This is a genomic window from Arthrobacter sp. NPDC092385 (assembly GCF_044755105.1).
Taxonomy (GTDB): Bacteria; Actinomycetota; Actinomycetes; order Actinomycetales; family Micrococcaceae; genus Arthrobacter_D.
Genome location: NZ_JBIVQL010000001.1, coordinates 76,554 through 94,638, shown reverse-complemented (window position 1 = coordinate 94,638; position 18,085 = coordinate 76,554). Strand labels below are relative to the sequence as shown.

General features: G+C 69.9%; 18 protein-coding genes. 8 read left to right on the top strand and 10 right to left on the bottom strand.

Features of this window, described 5'->3' with window-relative positions; all coding sequences use genetic code 11:
- Positions 1–97: 97 nt before the first annotated feature.
- On the bottom strand, positions 98–1,144 hold the full coding sequence (locus ACIQCY_RS00455; RefSeq protein ID WP_400481919.1) for a LacI family DNA-binding transcriptional regulator: 1,047 nt from the start codon (positions 1,142–1,144) through the stop codon (positions 98–100).
- Positions 1,145–1,366: 222 nt separating this feature from the next.
- On the opposite strand from ACIQCY_RS00455, the gene rhaI reads away from it, so the two are divergent.
- From rhaI to ACIQCY_RS00435, 4 genes are read left to right on the top strand one after another with little or no spacing between them, the layout of a single operon-like run.
- Positions 1,367–2,533: an L-rhamnose isomerase gene (gene rhaI, locus ACIQCY_RS00450; protein WP_400481918.1), complete on the top strand. Its 1,167-nt coding sequence runs from the start codon at positions 1,367–1,369 to the stop codon at positions 2,531–2,533.
- Positions 2,521–4,602, top strand: coding sequence for a bifunctional aldolase/short-chain dehydrogenase (locus ACIQCY_RS00445; RefSeq protein WP_400481917.1), 2,082 nt, complete (start codon positions 2,521–2,523; stop codon positions 4,600–4,602). The genes rhaI and ACIQCY_RS00445 overlap by 13 nt, the downstream gene beginning before the upstream one ends.
- A gap of 1 nt (position 4,603) precedes the next feature.
- Complete coding sequence (locus ACIQCY_RS00440; RefSeq protein WP_400481916.1) at positions 4,604–6,109, top strand: rhamnulokinase family protein; 1,506 nt, start codon at positions 4,604–4,606, stop codon at positions 6,107–6,109.
- 59 nt (positions 6,110–6,168) lie between these two features.
- Positions 6,169–7,440 (top strand): alpha-hydroxy-acid oxidizing protein, encoded by a 1,272-nt coding sequence (locus ACIQCY_RS00435; RefSeq protein ID WP_400481915.1) that lies wholly within the window; start codon positions 6,169–6,171, stop codon positions 7,438–7,440.
- A 111-nt stretch (positions 7,441–7,551) separates the two neighbouring features.
- Here the strand turns inward: ACIQCY_RS00435 and ACIQCY_RS00430 are convergent, their stop codons facing one another.
- A complete protein-coding gene (locus ACIQCY_RS00430; RefSeq protein ID WP_400481914.1) occupies positions 7,552–8,394 on the bottom strand; it encodes a DUF1206 domain-containing protein in 843 nt (280 codons plus the stop codon).
- Between the two features lie 50 nt (positions 8,395–8,444).
- On the bottom strand, positions 8,445–8,708 hold the full coding sequence (locus ACIQCY_RS00425; protein WP_400481913.1) for a hypothetical protein: 264 nt from the start codon (positions 8,706–8,708) through the stop codon (positions 8,445–8,447).
- Between the two features lie 155 nt (positions 8,709–8,863).
- Between ACIQCY_RS00425 and ACIQCY_RS00420 the strand changes: the two genes are divergently transcribed.
- Positions 8,864–9,289, top strand: a complete 426-nt coding sequence (locus tag ACIQCY_RS00420; protein WP_400481912.1) for a helix-turn-helix domain-containing protein — start codon at positions 8,864–8,866, stop codon at positions 9,287–9,289.
- A 24-nt stretch (positions 9,290–9,313) separates the two neighbouring features.
- Here ACIQCY_RS00420 and ACIQCY_RS00415 read toward each other — a convergent pair whose 3' ends face one another.
- The gene (locus ACIQCY_RS00415; protein WP_400481911.1) at positions 9,314–10,543 is read right to left on the bottom strand and encodes a PucR family transcriptional regulator; all 1,230 of its coding nucleotides are present in this window, start codon (positions 10,541–10,543) and stop codon (positions 9,314–9,316) included.
- Between the two features lie 266 nt (positions 10,544–10,809).
- On the opposite strand from ACIQCY_RS00415, the gene ald reads away from it, so the two are divergent.
- The gene (gene ald / locus ACIQCY_RS00410; RefSeq protein WP_400482422.1) at positions 10,810–11,922 is read left to right on the top strand and encodes an alanine dehydrogenase; all 1,113 of its coding nucleotides are present in this window, start codon (positions 10,810–10,812) and stop codon (positions 11,920–11,922) included.
- 7 nt (positions 11,923–11,929) lie between these two features.
- On the opposite strand, the gene ACIQCY_RS00405 is transcribed toward ald, so the two are convergent.
- The 3 genes from ACIQCY_RS00405 to ACIQCY_RS00395 form a co-directional block, all read right to left on the bottom strand.
- Positions 11,930–13,000, bottom strand: a complete 1,071-nt coding sequence (locus ACIQCY_RS00405) for a Gfo/Idh/MocA family oxidoreductase (RefSeq protein WP_400481910.1) — start codon at positions 12,998–13,000, stop codon at positions 11,930–11,932.
- Between the two features lie 9 nt (positions 13,001–13,009).
- Positions 13,010–13,810: an ANTAR domain-containing protein gene (locus tag ACIQCY_RS00400; RefSeq protein ID WP_400481909.1), complete on the bottom strand. Its 801-nt coding sequence runs from the start codon at positions 13,808–13,810 to the stop codon at positions 13,010–13,012.
- Positions 13,811–13,898: 88 nt separating this feature from the next.
- Positions 13,899–14,507 (bottom strand): TetR/AcrR family transcriptional regulator, encoded by a 609-nt coding sequence (locus ACIQCY_RS00395; RefSeq protein ID WP_400481908.1) that lies wholly within the window; start codon positions 14,505–14,507, stop codon positions 13,899–13,901.
- 114 nt (positions 14,508–14,621) lie between these two features.
- Between ACIQCY_RS00395 and ACIQCY_RS00390 the strand changes: the two genes are divergently transcribed.
- Positions 14,622–15,182, top strand: a complete 561-nt coding sequence (locus ACIQCY_RS00390; protein WP_400481907.1) for an NAD(P)H-dependent oxidoreductase — start codon at positions 14,622–14,624, stop codon at positions 15,180–15,182.
- A gap of 95 nt (positions 15,183–15,277) precedes the next feature.
- On the opposite strand, the gene ACIQCY_RS00385 is transcribed toward ACIQCY_RS00390, so the two are convergent.
- From ACIQCY_RS00385 to ACIQCY_RS00375, 3 genes are all read right to left on the bottom strand, one after another.
- Positions 15,278–15,469: a hypothetical protein gene (locus ACIQCY_RS00385; RefSeq protein WP_400481906.1), complete on the bottom strand. Its 192-nt coding sequence runs from the start codon at positions 15,467–15,469 to the stop codon at positions 15,278–15,280.
- Between the two features lie 39 nt (positions 15,470–15,508).
- Positions 15,509–16,483, bottom strand: a complete 975-nt coding sequence (locus ACIQCY_RS00380) for a lantibiotic dehydratase C-terminal domain-containing protein (protein WP_400481905.1) — start codon at positions 16,481–16,483, stop codon at positions 15,509–15,511.
- Positions 16,484–16,566: 83 nt separating this feature from the next.
- Entirely contained in the window at positions 16,567–16,707 is a 141-nt protein-coding gene (locus tag ACIQCY_RS00375) for a hypothetical protein (protein WP_400481904.1), read from the bottom strand.
- Positions 16,708–17,080: 373 nt separating this feature from the next.
- Between ACIQCY_RS00375 and ACIQCY_RS00370 the strand changes: the two genes are divergently transcribed.
- On the top strand, positions 17,081–18,049 hold the full coding sequence (locus tag ACIQCY_RS00370; RefSeq protein WP_400481903.1) for a LuxR C-terminal-related transcriptional regulator: 969 nt from the start codon (positions 17,081–17,083) through the stop codon (positions 18,047–18,049).
- Positions 18,050–18,085: the final 36 nt, after the last annotated feature.

Sequence of the window (18,085 nt, the reverse complement as noted above, 5' to 3'; positions counted from 1 at the left end):
GGGAAAAATGAATCGTTTCAGAGGAACGGTTCATACCGAATAGTAGGCGTGACCCGGATCACCGTCAACAGCCCCGGACGGAGGCGGAACCTCCCCGTCAGACCGGCGTGGGCCCTGCCGCGACCCGAGCGGGTGCGGTCGTGCTTCCGCGCTCCACGAGCTCGGGGTCGAAGATCACCTGACGCCGCCGCGAAGCCGGCCGCTCGATCTCCTCGAGGAGGAGTTCGACAGCCGTGCGCCCCATGAGCTCCGTGGGCTTGCGGACGCTCGTCAGCGGGACGACGGCGGAGGCGGAGAAATCGATGTCGTCGTACCCGATGAGCGCCAGGTCCTCGGGGATCCGGAGGCCGCGGATCAGCAGGACCGCCTGCATGACGCCGATGGCGAGGAGATCGTTGGCGCAGAAGATGCCGTCGGGGAGCTCATCCGCCCGGCGCTGGGCGATCACCTCCCCGACGTCGCGGCCCGCGAGGACCGTCATGGCGTCCGCCTCGACGACCTCCAGTACCGCGCCGTCGTGCTCCTCCACGGCCTGGCGCGCGCCCGCCAGCCGGTCCGCCACCTGGCGGTAGTCCGCCCTGGTCCCCACGAAGACTATGCGCCGCCGCCCTGCCGCGAGCAGGTGCCGGACCGCCATGTAGCCGCCGGCGACGTCGTCCACGGACACCGAACTGCAGTGGCGCTGCGGGTCGACGCGGTCCACGAGCACCACGGGCATGCCACGCCTGCGCAGCGCATCGACGCGGGGGCCCACGTCTCCGACCGGCGAGATGAGCATGCCCTGGACGCGCTGCTGCTCGAAGACGTCGATGTACCTCGCCTCCCGCCCGGCATCCTGGCCGCTGTCCCCCAGCACCACCGTGCTGCCGTTCTCGGCGGCACAGTCCTCTGCGGCACGCGCCAGGGACGAGAAGAAGGGGTTCCCGACGTCGAGCACGATCAGGCCGATGGTGCGGCTCTGGCCCGCCCGCAGTTGCCGGGCGGCGTCGTTGCGCACGAAGCCGAGTTCGTCGATCGCCCCCTGCACGCGTTCCCTCGTGGCAGCGGAGACGCGCGCGGGGTGGTTGAGCACGTTGGAGACCGTGCCGATCGCCACACCTGCCCGGTCGGCGACGTCCTTGATGCTGACTGGTCGGCTGTCCATGGATTCCTCGAAGCTCGTGTCCGGTCTCGGCTGCGGCACCGGCAGGACTGTTGACACTCGTCTAGGGCAAGGATAACTTTGAAACGTGCCAATGAAACGATTCAATGGCGCGGCAATTCTGCTTCCCTCTCCCGACCCGTCCGGGGCGGAGGAAGACCCCCGAGAAATCGCCGCCCGAGGTGTGATGGAGCACCCGGTCGCCATCCGAGCTGGAGAGAGTACATGACTGTCATCGACGACATCTCGGCGGAGCTGGAGCAGCTCGCCATCGAAGTGCCCTCGTGGGCCTACGGCAATTCCGGCACCCGCTTCAAGGTCTTCGCCACCCCGGGCACGCCGCGCACGGTGCAGGAGAAGATTGCGGATGCGGGCATCGTCAACAAGCTGACCGGCCTGGCCCCGAGCGTCGCCCTGCACATCCCGTGGGACAAGGTGGACGACTACGGCATCCTCGCCGACCACGCGGCGGAGCACGGCGTGACGCTGGGAACCATCAACAGCAACACGTTCCAGGACGACGACTACAAGTTCGGCAGCCTCACGCACAGCGACGCCGCGGTGCGGAACAAGGCGATCGACCACATGTACGAGTGCATCGAGGTCATGAACGTCACGGGCTCCCGCGACCTCAAGATCTGGCTCGCGGACGGCTCCAACTACCCCGGCCAGGCCGACATGCGATCCCGCCAGGACTGGCTGCAGGAATCCCTGCGGAAGGTCTACGACCGCCTCGGCGAGGACCAGCGCCTGGTGCTGGAGTACAAGTTCTTCGAGCCGGCGTTTTACCACACGGACGTCCCCGACTGGGGCACCTCCTATGCGCACTGCCTGCAGCTCGGCGAGAAGGCGCTCGTCTGCCTCGACACCGGCCACCACGCCCCCGGGACCAACATCGAATTCATCGTGGCGCAGCTGATCCGGCTCGGGAAGCTCGGGTCCTTCGACTTCAACTCGCGCTTCTACGCGGACGACGACCTGATCGTCGGCGCGGCGGACCCGTTCCAGCTGTTCCGCATCATGGCCGAAGTGGTCCGTGGCGGCGGCCTCGACCCGTCCAGCGGGATCGCCCTCATGCTCGACCAGTGCCACAACCTGGAGGAGAAGATCCCCGGCCAGATCCGCTCCGTGCTGAACGTGCAGGAGATGACGGCGCGTGCCCTGCTCATCGACCGGCCTGCGCTGGCCGCCGCACAGGAATCCGGCGACGTCCTGGCCGCGAACGCCATCCTGATGGACGCCTTCTACACCGACGTCCGCCCGGGCCTCGCCTCCTGGCGTGGATCGAAGGGGCTCCCCGCGGACCCCATGGCGGCATTCCGCGAGAGCGGCTACCAGGACCGGATCAACAGCGAGCGACAGGGCGGCCAGCAGGCCGGATGGGGAGCATGACGATGACCACGACGACGGGGCCCATCACCGCCTCCACCAATCCGACCGTGAACGACCTCATCGAGCGCTCGAACAGGCTCGGCGCGGACAAGCGGAACACGAACTACGCCGGCGGCAACACGTCCGCCAAGGGCACGGGCTTCGACCCGGCGACCGGCGAGGACGTCGAACTCCTCTGGGTCAAGGGCTCGGGCGGAGACCTCGGCACCCTGAAGGAGTCGGGCCTCGCCGTCCTGCGGCTCGACCGGATGCAGGCCCTGCGCTCGGTGTACCCGGGGGTGGAGCGCGAGGACGAGATGGTCGCGGCCTTCGACTACACGCTGCACGGCAAGGGCGGCGCCGCCCCGTCCATCGATACCGCCATGCACGGCCTCGTGGACGCAGCGCACGTGGACCACCTGCACCCCGACTCGGGCATCGCGATCGCGACGGCGACCGACGGCGAGGCCCTGACCTCCACGATCTTCGGATCCAGGGTCGTCTGGGTGCCCTGGCGCCGTCCCGGTTTCCAGCTCGGACTCGACATCGCCGCCATCAAGGAGGCCAACCCCGAGGCCATCGGCACCATCCTCGGCGGACACGGCATCACGGCCTGGGGCGACACGTCCGCCGAGGCCGAGGCGAACTCGCTGGAGATCATCGAGACGGCCGAACGGTACATCGCCGAGCACGGCAAGGCCGATCCCTTCGGCCCCGCCCTCGAGGGCTACGCGGCGCTGCCCGAGCAGGAGCGCCGCGCCAAGGCCGCAGCCCTCGCACCGACCATCCGTGGCCTCGCCTCCACGGACAAGGCACAGGTGGGCCACTTCACCGACGACCCCAGGGTGCTCGACTTCCTGGCATCGACCGCGCACCCCCGCCTCGGCGCGCTCGGCACGAGCTGCCCGGACCACTTCCTGCGCACCAAGGTCAAGCCGCTCGTCCTGGACCTCCCCGCGGACGCCGACATCGAGAGCTGCCTGCTGCGCCTGCGCGAACTGCACGCGGAGTACCGGGAGGACTACGCCGCGTACTACAACCGCCACGCCACGCCGGACTCCCCCGCGATGCGCGGCGCGGACCCCGCAATCGTGCTGGTGCCGGGCGTCGGAATGTTCTCCTTCGGTGCCAACAAGCAGACCGCGCGGGTGGCCGGGGAGTTCTACCTCAACGCGATCAACGTGATGCGAGGCGCCGAGGCCATCTCGACCTACTCGCCCATCGACGAGAGCGAGAAGTTCCGCATCGAGTACTGGGCCCTCGAGGAGGCCAAGCTCGCGCGGATGCCCAAGCCCAAGTCCCACGCCGGGCGGATCGCCCTGGTGACCGGCGCGGCATCGGGCATCGGCAAGGCCATCGCCACACGCCTGGCCGCCGAAGGTGCCTGCGTGGTCATCGCGGACCTGAACATCGACAGCGCCAGCGCGGTGGCCGAGGAGCTCGGCGGTCCCGACGTCGCGATCGGCGTGCAGGCCGACGTCACCGACCCCGCCCAGGTGCTCCAGGCCGTGAAGGCCGCCGTGCTGGCCTTCGGCGGGCTCGACCTCGTGGTCAACAACGCCGGCCTGTCGATCTCCAAGCCGCTCCTGGAGACCACCGAGAAGGACTGGGACCTGCAGCACAACGTCATGGCGAAGGGCTCCTTCCTCATGTCGCAGGCCGCGGCGAAGGTGCTGATCGAGCAGGACATGGGCGGTGACATCATCTACATCTCCTCGAAGAACTCCGTGTTCGCCGGTCCCAACAACATCGCGTACAGCGCCACGAAGGCGGACCAGGCGCACCAGGTACGCCTCCTCGCGGCCGAACTCGGCGGGTACGGCGTCCGCGTCAACGGCATCAACCCCGACGGCGTGGTCCGCGGCTCCGGCATCTTCGCCGGTGGGTGGGGCGCCAAGCGCGCCGCCGTCTACGGCGTGGAGGAGGAGAAGCTCGGCGAGTACTACGCGCAGCGCACCCTCCTGAAGCGCGAGGTGCTGCCGGAGAACGTCGCCAACGCCGTCGCCGTCCTGACGTCCGCCGAACTCTCGCACACCACGGGCCTGCACATCCCCGTGGACGCGGGCGTGGCCGCCGCGTTCCTGCGCTGACATGGCCGGTGATCAAGGGCTGGTCTTCGCCGCCGTCGACATCGGGGCGTCCTCCGGCCGGGTGATCCTCGGGAAGCTGACGGATGCCGGTCCGGAACTCGTCACGGTGCACCGGTTCCCCAACGGCGTGCAGTTCCTCGGCGGCGCCCTGCGCTGGGACGTCGAGGCGTTGTTCGGCGAGGTCCTCGTGGGGCTCAGGGCGGCTGCCGAGGCGGCCGCCCTGGCCGGGGATACCGTCGCGAGCATCGGGATCGACACCTGGGCGGTGGACTACGGCCTGGTCGACGACGCCGGTACGCTCCGCCACCTGCCGTTCAGCTACCGGGACGGACGCACCGAGGCGAGCGTCGGCGTCGTGCACGCCGCGCTGCCGCCGGAGCGGCTGTACGCCCGGACGGGCCTGCAGTTCCTGCCCTTCAACACGGTGTACCAGCTGGCGGCCGAGCGGTCCCTGGACGCGGTCCAGGCATTGCTCATCCCCGACCTGCTCGCCTACCGGTTGACCGGCGAGCGCCGCACCGAGGCCACGAACGCGTCGACCACGGGGCTGCTCGACGCCGCCACCGGCACCTGGGCCGCCGATCTCTTCGCACCACTCGGCCTGGCGCCGGACCTCTTCCCTCCGCTCGTGGAACCCGGCGCCGTCGTCGGTACGCTTCTTCCGGAGATCGCCGGAGCCACGGGACTGCCCGGGTCCACGCAGGTGGTCGCCGTCGGATCACACGACACGGCATCGGCCGTCGCCGCGGTACCCGCGAGCTCGCCGGACTTCGCCTACATCTCCTCGGGGACCTGGTCGCTCGTGGGTGTCGAACTCGACGCCCCCATCCTCACCGACGAGAGCCGCGCGGCGAACTTCACGAACGAGCGCGGCGTCGACGGCACCATCCGGTACCTCCGCAACACCGGCGGCCTCTGGCTCCTGCAGGAGTGCCTGCGGGAGTGGGGCATCGAGGGCCCCGCGCCGGACCTGGCGAGCCTGCTCGCCGCCGCGGCGGAACTGCCCGGGGGCGGACCCACCATCGACGCCGACAGCACCGGGTTCCTCGCACCGGACGGCATGCCTGCTCGGATCCGCCGGGCTGCGCTGGCAACGGGGCAGGAGGCGCCGTCCTCACGGGAGGCCGTGGTGCGGTGCATCCTGGACAGCCTCGCCGAGGCCTACGCCCGCACCCTGCAGGACGCCGTCCGGCTGTCCGGCCAGGCCATCGACGTCATCCATGTGGTGGGCGGCGGGTCGCAGAACGCGCTGCTGTGCCAACTGACGGCGGACCGGACCGAGGTGCCCGTCCTCGCGGGCCCCGTGGAAGCCACGGCACTGGGCAACATCCTCGTCCAGGCCCGTGCGGCCGGCCTGGTGGCCGCCGGCCCGGGGCTGGCCGGGATCCGTGAAGCCGCCCGCGCTGCCGCCAGCCCGGTCCGTTACGAGCCCTCCGGACGGGTGACACCGCCGACAGGTGCGCCTTCCGCCCCGATGGGCTATCTTCATGACGCCCCGGCTCGCTGAGAACTCCCCTGCCTTCCCCCCCTCCTCAGCACCTCGACCGACGCCGAAAGGATCACTCCGTGACCAAGCGCCAACTTCCCGTTCCAGCCGAGATGCTCGAGCTGATGCAGTTCAAGAAATTCGAGCTCAATGGCAAGAAGCGGCGCCTGCAGTCGGCGCTCACCATCGCGGACCTGCGCACCATCGCGAAACGCCGTACCCCGAAAGCCGCCTTCGACTACACCGATGGCGCCGCCGAGGGTGAGCTGTCGCTGACCCGCGCCCGCCAGGCCTTCGAAGACGTCGAGTTCCACCCGTCGATCCTCCGTCCCGCCGAACACGTCGACACCTCGGTGGAGATCCTGGGCGGGCCCAGCGCGCTCCCCTTCGGGATCGCACCGACAGGATTCACGCGGCTCATGCAGACCGAGGGGGAGGTCGCCGGCGCATCCGCAGCCGCCGCAGCGGGGATCCCCTTCACCCTCTCCACCCTCGGCACGACCTCCATCGAGGGCGTGAAGGCGGCGAACCCGAACGGGCGGAACTGGTTCCAGCTCTACGTGATGCGGCAGCGGGAGATCTCCTACGAGCTCGCACGCCGAGCAGGGGAAGCCGGCTTCGACACCCTCATGTTCACCGTCGACACGCCGGTCGCGGGCGCCCGGCTCCGCGACAAGCGCAACGGATTCTCGATCCCTCCGCAGCTGTCGATCGGCACCATCCTCAACGCGGTCCCCCGGCCGTGGTGGTGGGTCGATTTCCTCACCACTCCGAAGCTGGAATTCGCGTCCCTGACCGACACCGGCGGCACCGTGGGCGATCTGCTGAATGCCGCGATGGACCCGACGATCAGCTACGACGACCTCGCCGTCATCCGCGACCTGTGGCCCGGCAAGATCGTCATCAAGGGAGTCCAGAACGTCGAGGACTCGGTGCGCCTCGTCGACCTGGGTGTCGACGGCATCATCCTGTCCAACCACGGCGGCCGCCAACTGGACCGTGCCCCCATCCCGTTCCACCTCCTGCCCCAGGTCGTCCGGGAAGTCGGCCGGGATGCCACGATCATGGTCGATACGGGCATCATGAACGGAGCCGACATCGTCGCCTCCATCGCCCTGGGGGCGAAATTCACGCTCATCGGCCGCGCCTACCTCTACGGGCTCATGGCCGGCGGACGCGACGGCGTGGATCGTGCGATCGCGATCCTGCGGGACGAGATCGAGCGCACGATGCGCCTCCTCGGCGTCTCGAACCTCGGCGAGCTCGAACCCCGGCACGTCACACAGCTCACGCGCCTCGTACCGGTGGCCGCGCAGGCCGATCAGCGTGTGGAGGCCCAGGGACGATACTGACGCCGGGGAGCACGCCGACGGCCCAGCCGGCATGCGGTCCCGGTCCACGGGCCGGCGGGCAGCACGTGATCCGGCGTTCCGCCGGCCGTGCCGTCGTCCCCGCCAGGGGCGTCACATGCGGCCGAAGACGGAGCGGATGATGGCGAACACGCCGTAGCAGACGAGTCCCACCGCGATCGCCGTGAGGACGTACACCCCCACGGGGTGGTACTGGAGAGCCTTGAGGCTGCCGTCGAGTCCGGTGGCTTCCTGTGGGTCGCGGTCCAGGCCCGCGATCACGAAGAGCCCTCCGACGAGGAGGAGGGCGAGGCCCTTGGCCACATGCCCCACGACCCCGAAGACCTCGATCACGCGCCCGCGTGCCGTGTCCTCGAAGGTGCGGAGTTCCGGCCGGAATCCGCGACGCGCTCCCTTGACGACGAAGTGGACGCCGATCCCGAGGACGATGCCCGCCGTCGCGAAGACGAGCAGCACCCCGAAGGTCGAGGACAGGAGCGACCGGGTGAAGTCCACGGTGGACTCGGAGGAATCGGGGCCGTCCCCGAGCGCGAAGCGCGCGAACGTCCCGGCCATCGACCCGTAGATGAGGACGAGCGATCCGGAGGAGATGTGCTTGCCGAGCCTCTCACCCGTACCGAGGTGGCGTGCACGCAGGGTCGCCTCGCTGAGCTGCCACAGCGCAAGGCCGGCGCACCCCACCGCACACACCCACATGATCAGCGGCCCGAACCGTCCCTCGGCCACCTCCTCGAGGGCGCCGGTCGGCTCGGCCTCGCCGTTGCCGCCGAAGGCGAGGCGCAGGGCGATCATCCCGATCAGGATGTGCACCACCGCGAGCGCAGCGAACCCGAGCCGCGCGGCGACGTCCAGGGCCCGGGTGTCCGACGCCTGCTCGACGGCGTCTGCGGCCCGGCTCACCACGTTCTGCTGCTCCGCGCTGCTGTCCCCGGTCACGGCACCGTCCTCCCGATGTCCTCACCGAGCCTGCTGTCAGGGGCGGACAGTCAGCTGTACCAGAACCACTGCGGCGGGCGCCAGGATGCGGGCACCGCGTGGGCGTTGAACAGGCCGCACTCGGAGCAGGTGTAGCTCGCGCTCGCCGGGATGAGATCGGTCGAGTGCTCCGCCTGCCGGGCGGGGACGAACTCCTCGAAGATCAGGTATTCGTCGGTGCGGCACCGGGGGCAGAAGGGTGCTTCGCCCTTGTCCGCGGGGATGAGAGGGGAACCGCTCGTGCGCAGGCTCCGCCCGTGATCGATTGTCGTCATGAGATTCACCGTTCCAGTCTTGCAACCGACGCTGGGTGCAAGTAGTAAGGGTACTGATACCTAGAATATAGACGCCCCCTACCCATAGTGGAAGCAACCGTTCGCGTCATCCGTCGGTGGGTACTCGGACGCGTGCAGGCTGGCACAATGGCCCTATGACGGCCAGGGCTCCGAGATCCGCAGCGGCACTTCCGCCCGAGCAGGCGGGACCCCTCCGGCGCACCCTCACCGGCAGCAGCGATGTGACGGTCTTCGTGGACGGTACCGCCCACCGGCTCCCGGAGGAGGCGCAGGCCGCCGTCGTCGATCTCCTCGCCCGCCTCTCCGACGGGGACGCGGTCCAGGTCACCTCGGTGGCCGAACTGCTGACGACCTCGCAGGCTGCCGAGCTCGCCGGCATCTCGCACAGCTACCTGCGCAAGCTCACCGACGCCGGCACGCTCCCGGTCGAGTATCGCGGATCGCACCGGCGCATCCGGAGGTCCGACGTCGAGGAGTGGCTCCGCAGCCAGTTGCGCCGCAAGGACCCCTCACCCGTCGCCGTGGCGGTGGAGGAACCGGAGAACCACGCGGCGCTCTGATCGGCGCCGATCGGTGGCGGCCCCCTAGGAGTGCTCGAACCGGGGCCGGGCCCGCCACCTGCGGGCCTTGAGGGCCAGGTGCAGTTCGAGCCGCACCATCCCGGCGAGCGGATCTGCGCCGATGACGGAACGGATCCTCGCGAGCCGGTTGTACACGCTGCTGCGATGCAGGTGGAGCTGGGACGCGACGTCCTGCACCGAGCCGTTCTTGTCGTAGAGCAGTTCCAGGACCGGCAGGAGTTCGTCCACGCGGTCGGCCTCGCTCAATTCGGCGAAGTGCACGCTGCCGTGCGTGGGCGCCTGCCAGCCCACGGCTCCGAGGAACTGGTAGACGCCGATGTCCGCGTAGGAGGAGACGTCGCCGAGGTGCGGATCCACGGCGGCGGCCTGGACGGCGTGCCGGGCCTGGCGGAAGGCCTCCGCGAGGTCGCGGGGATCGGCGGCCGGCTCACTCACCCCGAGTACGAAGCGGCCCGCCGGCCTGCCCGCCCGCTTCGCCACCTCGGTGCGGTACCTGTCGAGGACCTGGCGCAGGGCACCGGCACTGACCCCGGGGGCGCAGAGGAGGACGGAGTACGTGGACGCTCCGGCACTGAACAGCACGGGGACGACGCCGACCGTCGCCTGCAGCGCGAGGGTGCGCTGGAGCAGGGCGGCCTCCTGCGGGTCGTCGGCGTCGGGACGGCCCGTCGGTGCGGCCAGTTCATGGACCAGCGCCAGGCGCCATGGGCCGCGCCCATCGAGTTCACGCCAGCCGCGGAGTTCGTCGACTGCAGCGTCGACACCGCGGCAGGCCGCGAGGAACGTCGCTTCGCGCTGCGTCCGGCGCCCGGACGATGCCGCATCCGTCTCGAGGAGCAACTCGGCGAGGCGATCGATCGTCGGCCGGACAGTCGGCAGTGCCGCCAGGATCCCGGACGCCGGATCATCGTCCGACTGCTGCTGCACCCACAGGTAGCCGACACGGAAACCGCGCACCAGCAGGGGCACGCAGACGCGCCCCAGCATCCCGAGCTCCTCGTTGGCCGGGACGGCGACGGCGCGGACGGCCTGCGCGATCCCGTGCCGGAGCTGCCACTCGCTGACGTCCTCCGGCACCTTCTTGCTCAGCAGGAAGTTCACGCGCACCCGGTCCGCGGAGGTCTGGTGGCTGCTGTAGGCGAGGAGCACCCCGTCGGGATCCTCGAGGGAGAGACCGCGCCCGAGCGTTCGGGCGATGGACTCGACGACGTCCTCGATGGCCTGGTTCTGCACGGTTCCACGATAGGCGTGCGGGACGCGTCGGACGACACTTGCCGCTCCCGGACTCGACATCTGTCGATGGCGGCGCGGATCGGCACCTGCTAGTGGTCCAGCTCACACAGGGCGCGCGCCCCGGGATGACGGCCCGGATGGGAACACCCCGGGGCGGCGCCGCGTCGGAGCCGTCCGTGCTCGCCCGAAGATCCCCTGACCGGCTCCCCTGGCGGTACCTATTCTTGAGCTACCCCGTCCGCCCCGATCGCACCCCGGAGAACCCCATGATCATCGGCGTCCCCAAAGAAATCAAGAACAACGAGTTCCGCGTCGCCATCACCGCATCCGGCGTCCACGAATTCCAGGCGCACGGGCACACGGTGCTCGTGGAGCGCGGCGCGGGCGTCGGCTCGAGCATCTCGGACGCCGAATACGAGGCGGCGGGCGCCGAACTGGTCGACGCGGCGGACGAGGTGTGGGCGCGCGCGGACATGGTCCTGAAGGTCAAGGAGCCCGTCGCCGCCGAGTACCACCGCTTCCGCGAGGGACTCATCCTCTTCACCTACCTCCACCTGGCGGCCGAACCCGCCCTGACCCGGGCGCTCCTCGACGCCGGCGTCACGGCGATCGCCTACGAGACGGTGCAGGACGGACGGGCCCTGCCCCTGCTCGCGCCGATGTCCGAGGTCGCCGGGCGCCTCTCGGTGCAGGTGGGCGCGCAGGTCATGACCGCTCCCGCCGGGGGCCCGGGCCTGCTGCTGGGCGGCGTCGCCGGAGTCCGGCCGGCCAAGGTCGTCGTGCTGGGGGCGGGCGTCGCGGGCACCAACGCGACGGCGATGGCCGTCGGCACGGGGGCGGAGGTGACCATCCTCGACATCGACATCGCGCGCCTGCGGGAACTCGACGCCCTGTACGCCGGCCGGGTCAAGACCGTCGCCTCCAATGCCCTGGAGATCGAGAAGTCGGTCCTCGAGGCGGACCTGGTCATCGGCTCCGTCCTCATCCCGGGCGCACGCGCACCCAAGCTCGTCACGAACGCGCTCGTGGCCCGCATGAAGCCCGGCAGCGTCCTCGTGGACATCGCCGTGGACCAGGGCGGCTGCTTCGAGGACTCCCGGGTCACCACGCACGAGGACCCCACCTTCACCGTGCACGGCTCGCTGTTCTACTGTGTGGGCAACATGCCGGGCGCGGTCCCGAACACCTCGACCTACGCGCTGACCAACGTGACCCTCCGCTACGCCGTCGCACTCGCGGACAAGGGCGTCCGCGGGGCGTTCGCGGCGGATGCCGCTCTCGCCCGTGGCCTGAACACCGCCTCCGGCCAGGTGGCGCACCACTCGGTGTCGCAGGCGCACGGACTCGAACTGGCGGAGGACTGGTCCGCGCTGGTCTGAGGCAGTACTAGCGGGTCCCCCGCCGGAGCGGGAAGGAGGCGTGGACCTCCTCGATGATGCGCACCACGGCGAGGGCATCCTCCACGGCGACCGGCACGGGAGCGGACTGCCGGAGGGCGGAGGCGAGGCCGTCGTAGAAGGCGGGGTAGTCCCCCGCGCCGACCGCGAACGCCTCCGCCTGCCCGTCCCGGCCGAGGAGCCCGCGATCCGCGTACCGCTGCCCGCCGTGACGCACCGCGCCGGGGATCTCCCCGGGCGGGACTCCTGCTGCCAGCAATGCCTCCTGCGGGTCGGTGCCCGTGACGGTGAGGCCCGCGACCGAGCCCGCCACGCGGAATCGGGGGCGGGCCAGGGGGACGAGCGTGCCCGCGTGGAGGTGGCTCGTGACCCCTCCCGCGTGGCGGAGCACGAGGACCACCGAGTCCTCCGCCGCCGCACCTTCACGGAGTGCCCGCAGTTCCGCGAAGACGGGAACTGCGGGACCGAACAGCGCGAGCGCCTGGTCGATCAGGTGCGGACCGAGGTCGTACAGGACACCGCCGCCGTCGTCCGGCCCCGCATCCCGCTTCCACTGCTTGGTGATGGACGGCTTCCAGGATTCCAGGGCTGATTCGAAGGTATGGACGTCGCCGAGCACCCCGGCTGCCACCATCGACCGCACGGCGAGGAAGTCGCCGTCCCACCGGCGGTTGTGGAACGGCACGAGGAGGCGGCCGGCCTCATGCGCTGCCCGGAGGAGCTGATCCCCCTCCGTGGCGTGCACCACGAAGGGCTTGTCGACGACGACGTGGAGTCCCCTGCCGATGGCCTCGCACGCCAGCGGCGCGTGCGTGGCGTTGGGCGTGGCGAGGACGGCGAGGTCCAGCGCCGGTACCGCCCCGAGCGCCTCCTCGAGGGTCGCGACGACGACGGCATGCGGGTAGGCGGAGCGGGCCTCGTCCTGGCGTTCCGGACCGGGCGTGACGACGACGGCGAGGTCGAACCCGGGGGGCTGCTCGATCAGCGGGGCGTGGAACACCCTGCCACCGTGGCCGAAGCCGACCAGCGCCGTCCTGACCCGTCCATCCGCCGTCGACACCGCGAGCCCTCAGGAAGGGTCGAAGTGCGCGCGGGGTACGGAACCGTTGAGCCCCGCGACCATTCCCGCGGCGAGGACACGGACCTTGACGTTGCGTGAGTTCGAGGCCCGGCGCAGCTTGTCGAACGCTTCCTTCTGCGAGCAGCCGTCCTGGCCCATGATGATCCCCACAGCGAGGTCGATCTCGGTGCGCGTCTGCAGCACGGAATGCAGGTCCTCCGCCGTCGCGGCGTGCTGGGCCACCCGGACGGCCAGTTTCAGTGCCTGCGACGCCTGGACCGAGAAGGCACGGGCGGCCCGGCGGTAGGGCTCGCCGAACACGGATGCATCCTCCGCGTACAGGTTGAGGGCAGCACGCGCCGATCCCTCGAGGTCCAGGGGCAGGCAGAACATGGCGCCGACGCCGGCGCGGGCGATGTGCTCCATGAAGTCGGGCCAGCGGTCCTCGGACCGCACGTCGGCGATGAACACCTCGTCGTGCACGCGGAGGGCGTGCAGGCACGGGCCGTCGTCGTGGTCGTACTGGACCTCGTCCATCGCCCTGGCCTTGTCGTCGCTGCTGCCGACGGTCAGCTGCTCGTTCGACGAGCGCTGCAGCGTGACGCCGCAGTAGGTGTCCCCGTCCACCCCGAGGGTCCGCGCGGTGAACTCGGCCAGCTCCTGGAGGAAGGCCTGCACGTCGGGATGGTCTATCAGCAGGTCCTGGAGGCGCGCGGCCACCTCGGCAGGCGGAACGGTATCGACGCCGTCGTCCACCACGGAGAGGCTGCGGATGGACGGTTCAGCGGCCGCGCGAGGGTCGTCGGACATCACCTCGGGAACTCCTCCCTGCATCCACCTGGCCTTGATACCGCGCGGGGTGCCGGCACGTGCCAGTGTACAAGGGCGAGGACGACCGTTACGCGTCACCGGCATCCGCCGCGAGGCCGGCCACGAGGACGCGCCAGGAGGACGCGAGCCTGGTATTGGACATGCCCCGGTTCTCCTGGAGGTGCATCAGGAGCCCTGCGTTGAGGAAAGCGGCGAGTTGGTAGGCGCCGAGCTCCGGATCGCTGACCCCCACTCCGCGGAGCAGCACGGAAAGGTGCAGGCGGATGAGCTGTTGAGTCGGGTGCTCGAGGTCCGGCCCACCCTGCTGCTCCGCGGCGCGCAGGATCTGCCCGTCGAAGCGCATCCTCTCGATACTCGCCTCGCCGAAGGCGATGAGGCGCTCGAGCGGTGGCGCTCCGGGCCCCAGGGGTGGCGGACCCGCCATGAAGGCTTCCTGGAAGGAGCGGCCGCTCTCGTCGGCGAGCGCGTGCATGAGGCCCGCACGGTTGCCGAACCTCCGGAAGACCGTGCCCTTGCCGAGTCCGGCACGGCGGGCGACGGCATCCGTGGTCAGCTTGTCCGGTCCGCAGGACGCGACGATCTCGGCGGCGGCAGCGAGGAGGAGCCGCCTGTTGCGTGCCGCGTCCGTCCGCTCTCCGTCGTCGCCCGCGACGCGGAGCAATCCCTCGCCCTGCATTCCGCCACTATAGCGGCGGAATAAAGCGGACCAGGGTCCGCTTTACCATGGGAAGACGCAGGTCCTGCGTTCCCGTCAGCCTGACCGCGAGGTCTCACACACTCTGGAGTATGCATGTCCACCACCATCCTGACCCTCGTCGGCAGCCTGCGCGAGGGCTCCATCAACCGCCAGCTCGCGGAAGCCGCCGTCGAACATGCGCCTGACGCCGTGGACGTCGTCACCTTCGATGCACTGAACGACATCCCGTTCTACAACGAGGACATCGACAACGACACCGACCGCCCGAAGGCCGCCGATGACCTCCGTGCCGCCGCCGCCGAGGCCGACGCCGTCCTGCTCGTCTCCCCCGAGTACAACGGCACCATGCCCGCAGTCCTCAAGAACGCCATCGACTGGCTGTCCCGTCCGTTCGGTGCGGGAGCCCTGTCCAGCAAGCCTGCCGCGGTCATCGGGTCCGCCTTCGGGCAGTACGGCGGGGTGTGGGCGCACGACGAGGCCCGCCGGGCGCTCGGGGTCGCCGGCGCGTCGGTGGTCGATGACGCCAAGCTGTCCATCGGCGGTTCCATCACCCGTTTCGCCGACCTCCACCCGAAGGACGACGCGGAGGTCGCCGGGCAGGTGACCGGAGTGCTCTCCGCCCTCGCCGGTGCCGCCACGCCTGCAGCGGCCTGATCCCGGGCGGACGGAACAGGACGCCGGCGCGGGATGCGCCGGCGTCCTCTCCTAGGTGCGGGTCCGTCGTCGGCGGCTTCCTGGCAGGGCCGCCGTCAATGCCAGAGGTTGTCGGCCCAGGCGGCGTCCCGCAGGTAGTCCCGCGCCGGTCCGATCTCCCAGAGCTGGCCCTGGGATTCGAGGACGCCGTCGTTCTGCATGGACTCGACGGCTTCCGACGAACACCCGAGAACCTCCGAGAGATCGGCGTCATCGGCTGCCAGCACGATGGTGTTCCTGGCGTTCATGGTGCAGTCCTTTGCTCGAGGGGCCCGACAGGCCATGGTCTACAGGGGATTCCGCGCCCCGGTCTTCTGGTCGACCTGCGGCTTCCAGGTCCGTGCGTAGAGGCCCAGCGCTGCCTCTTCCCGGGCCACGAACCCGAGTCGGTTCAGGGTCATGTGCGCCTGGTAGACGGTGAGGTGCTGCGCACTGCGACTGACGCGCACCTTGTCCGCCCGGTACAGGTAAGTGTCCAGCGCACGGAACCAGCGGCGCCGCCAGTTGTGCACGGCTGACTCGGAGGCCGTCGCCGCCATGAGCGCGTGGAAGCCGGTCGCCTTGGATGCCACCTGCACCGCCATGGCCTCGCGGACGCCGGAGCCGCGCGGGCCGACGTCCGCGGTGCACGTCCGCAGGTGGCTGTCCCAGTAGAAGTCCCAGGAGAGCCGGCGGCGGTCCGGCCAGCTCGCCGAGCGGGGACCACGCATCATGCTCTGCGCGGCGTCGAACAGCACGAGCGCGCCGAGCGCCGAGCGGCTCTGCATCCGGGGGAACCGCTGGTTCCCCCACACGGCGAGTTCCGAACTGAGTTCGAAGACCTCTTCCGCGAGGTGGAGTCCCTCGACCCCGCCGTACTTCACGAGGTTGGCCTCGAGCTGCGGATCAGCCATCTCCTGCCCGCCGGAGTAGTAGGTGTTGCTCGCCGGAGCCGTGATGTGCTGACGGACGACGAGCAGGGGCAGCTTCCGGGCGCTGCGCGCCTGCAGCGCGCACTGGAAGGCGCGGAGCCTTTCCAGGACGCGGGGGTGTGCGTGGATGCTGAGCCTGATCTGGCTCACGACCCCCGTCGACGGGTCCTCGTATCGCGTGAAGTACCAGCGCTTGGCGCCGAGCGCCTGGGCCTGCGCCACCAGCGGGGTGACCAGCTCCTCGATGATGCCGTCCGCTACATCGAAGCCACCCGTCGAGAGGGAGAGGTGCCACCACTGAGTGCTGACGACCGTTCGTGAGGCGGTTCGAACGGCGGTCACCTGGCTCATGGCTCTCTCCTTCAGGGTTCGTGATCACCCCCGCTGGGGCGGGCTCTGGGTGGGGCCTCCGGGCTCTAGTCCGGAGTTCCCTGTTACTTCGGCCAGTCCCAGCTGCCTGCTGTGATCTGGCCCTTGGGCCAATCCCAGCTCGCTGCGCCGACTGACTGGCCGGCCGGCACGACAGCTCCCACCAGGATCAACAGGCCTGCAGTTGCGCCGAGTACCTTCTTCATGGCGATCCTTTCCTGCCCGTCTCCCGGGAGGTCGAGCTGTCCGCACTGCTGTTCCGCAGTGCCCGTCTCCTCCGGGAACGCCCTCTCGGGCTTCCCTGCGGACCGGCTTCATCAGAATGTCCGGCGCCGACAGGTAGTGTCCAGCAGTACGGGTGGCCGTTTGTGGACATGGCGCGAAGAGGACGTGGACAGGATGCCCGTGGGGTCGTGGGAGTGCGTCCGCCACGAGGAATCCGCGGAATTCCGGGGTTTTCCTGGTCGCGGCGGCACGCCGGATTGCCAGTGCCCACGATCTGTCATTAACTGGACATGTCATGTTTTTCACGACGTATTGACGCCGCTGCCGGTCCGGCGGCCGGGACAAGGACTGCTCATGCTCGATGCGACGTCTCTCGAGGTCTACCGGTACGCCGTCGGACACCCGGGCTGGACCAGGTCCGAAGCCTCGGAAGCCCTCGGCCTGACGCTGCGCCGCATCGACCAGGCGATCGGGGAACTCTCGCAGCGCCGGCTGCTCAGTCCCCAGGCAGGCGACGGCCAGGGACTCGTCGCGGTCTCGCCCGACGTCGCCCTCGCCGACCTGGTGGACTCGGACGAGCGCGCCATGCAGGACCTCAAGGCACGCATCAGTGGCCAGCGGCGCGAGCTGTCCAGCCTCCTGCCCACCTTCCTCGAAGCACGCAAGAACGTCCTCGCCAGCACCTCCGTGGAGACACTCGAGGATCCGCACCTCATCCACCGCGTCCTGATCGACTACGGGCGTGACGTCACGGAGAAGGTCTACATCGCGCAGCCGGGACAGGGCTCGACGGCGGACGTCCACGAGGAGAGCGTCCGGAAGGACCTCGACCTGCTGGAGAACGGGGTGCGGCGTCGGACGCTCTACGACACCAGCACGCGCGACCACGTCCCCACCCGCAAGGCGGTCGAGGCGATCGCCGCCGGTGGCGGAGAGTTCGGGGTCCTGCCGTTCATCCCCCTGCGCATCCTCATCTTCGACGAGAAGCTCGCCCTCATCGGGCGGCAGCTGACCCGCGACGACAAGGCCGCCCTCGTCATCAGGGACCACAGCCTGATCAACATCTTCACGCACCTGTTCGAGATCGCGTGGGAGATCAGCGAGTCCTTCCTCGCACCTGCGCAGGTCGCGTCACCCCTCAGCAGCCTGCAGCGCTCCATCATCCAGGGCCTGGCCAACGGACTGTCGGACGAGTCCATCGCCCGGCGCCTGGACATCAATGTCAGGACGTGCAGGCGGCACATCGCGTGGATGCTCGAGACCCTTCGCGCCGACAGCCGCTTCCAGGCCGCCCTGAAGGCACGCGAGGCGGGGTGGGTCTGAGGCGCTCGATGCGCTGGCTGGAAACACCTGTTGCCT

Bases quoted from the DNA above. Each gene is read 5' to 3' on its own strand.
- ACIQCY_RS00455 (WP_400481919.1), bottom strand. From the start codon at position 1,144: ATGGACAGCCGACCAGTCAGCATCAAGGACGTCGCCGACCGGGCAGGT.
- rhaI (WP_400481918.1), top strand. From the start codon at position 1,367: ATGACTGTCATCGACGACATCTCGGCGGAGCTGGAGCAGCTCGCCATC.
- ACIQCY_RS00445 (WP_400481917.1), top strand. From the start codon at position 2,521: ATGGGGAGCATGACGATGACCACGACGACGGGGCCCATCACCGCCTCC.
- ACIQCY_RS00440 (WP_400481916.1), top strand. From the start codon at position 4,604: ATGGCCGGTGATCAAGGGCTGGTCTTCGCCGCCGTCGACATCGGGGCG.
- ACIQCY_RS00425 (WP_400481913.1), bottom strand. From the start codon at position 8,708: ATGACGACAATCGATCACGGGCGGAGCCTGCGCACGAGCGGTTCCCCT.
- ACIQCY_RS00420 (WP_400481912.1), top strand. From the start codon at position 8,864: ATGACGGCCAGGGCTCCGAGATCCGCAGCGGCACTTCCGCCCGAGCAG.
- ald (WP_400482422.1), top strand. From the start codon at position 10,810: ATGATCATCGGCGTCCCCAAAGAAATCAAGAACAACGAGTTCCGCGTC.
- ACIQCY_RS00400 (WP_400481909.1), bottom strand. From the start codon at position 13,810: ATGTCCGACGACCCTCGCGCGGCCGCTGAACCGTCCATCCGCAGCCTC.
- ACIQCY_RS00395 (WP_400481908.1), bottom strand. From the start codon at position 14,507: ATGCAGGGCGAGGGATTGCTCCGCGTCGCGGGCGACGACGGAGAGCGG.
- ACIQCY_RS00390 (WP_400481907.1), top strand. From the start codon at position 14,622: ATGTCCACCACCATCCTGACCCTCGTCGGCAGCCTGCGCGAGGGCTCC.
- ACIQCY_RS00385 (WP_400481906.1), bottom strand. From the start codon at position 15,469: ATGAACGCCAGGAACACCATCGTGCTGGCAGCCGATGACGCCGATCTC.
- ACIQCY_RS00380 (WP_400481905.1), bottom strand. From the start codon at position 16,483: ATGAGCCAGGTGACCGCCGTTCGAACCGCCTCACGAACGGTCGTCAGC.
- ACIQCY_RS00375 (WP_400481904.1), bottom strand. From the start codon at position 16,707: ATGAAGAAGGTACTCGGCGCAACTGCAGGCCTGTTGATCCTGGTGGGA.
- ACIQCY_RS00370 (WP_400481903.1), top strand. From the start codon at position 17,081: ATGCTCGATGCGACGTCTCTCGAGGTCTACCGGTACGCCGTCGGACAC.